At 73.6% G+C, this 851-nt stretch carries 1 pseudogene; it reads left to right on the top strand.

Features of this window, described 5'->3' with window-relative positions:
• Window positions 1–851, top strand: a pseudogene (locus tag AC27KI_RS26115) (carbohydrate porin); the annotation flags it as partial.

The following is an 851-nucleotide window of genomic DNA, read 5'->3' as shown; positions in this document are numbered from 1 at the left end:
GCACCGCGGCCGTCCTCGCTGCCCAGGCCCTGGCCGCCCCCGTCCGGCGATGCCGGCAACCCGGCGGACGGTGACCCGCCCCCCTGGGCCCTGCACGCGCAGACCACCTACGTCTGGCAGCACAAGCCCTCGTTCGACGCGCCCTACACCGGCCCGAACAGCCTGGTGCCCACGGCCGAGCGCTCGTATTCCTTCACCGCCACCGCCGACCTCGGGCTGCGCCCCTGGAGCGGCGCGCAGATCCACTTCAACCCCGAGGCGGGGCAGGGCGTGCCGCTGTCGCACCTGTCAGGCGCGGGCGGGCTTTCCAACGGCGAGCTGGCCCGCACCTCGGGCGCGCAGATCAAGGCCTATCGCGCGCGCCTGTTCCTGCTGCAGCGCTGGGACGCGGGCGGCGACACCGAACGCATCGAGCCCGACTTCAACGAACTGGGCGGCAGCGCCAGCGCGCGCCGGTGGACCCTGGTGGCCGGCAACCTCTCGCTGCTGGACTACTTCGACAACAACCCCTACGCCAAGGACCCGCGCGAGCAGTTCTTCAACTGGTCCTTCCTGACGCCCGGCGCCTGGGACTACGCGGCCGATGCGCGCGGCTACACCTGGGCCGGCATCCTCGAATACCGCACGCCGCAGTGGGCCGTGCGCGGCGGCCGCGCCCTGCAGCCGCGCGAATCCAACGGCCAGCCGCTGGACCGCTCGTGGACCAAGCACTACGGCGACCAGATCGAGGCCGAATCCGACCTGCCGGTGGCCCTGCCCGTCGGCCCGCTGCGCGGGCGCGTGCTGCTGTTCCGCAACCGCGCCGTGATGGGCGCGTTCGCCGATGCGCTGGCCGCGTCCCGGGCCGTTGG

Source organism: Acidovorax sp. KPB24-03 (assembly GCF_057546605.1).
The sequence above is the reverse complement of the archived record's forward strand: the minus strand, read 5'-3'. Positions and strand labels throughout refer to the sequence as shown.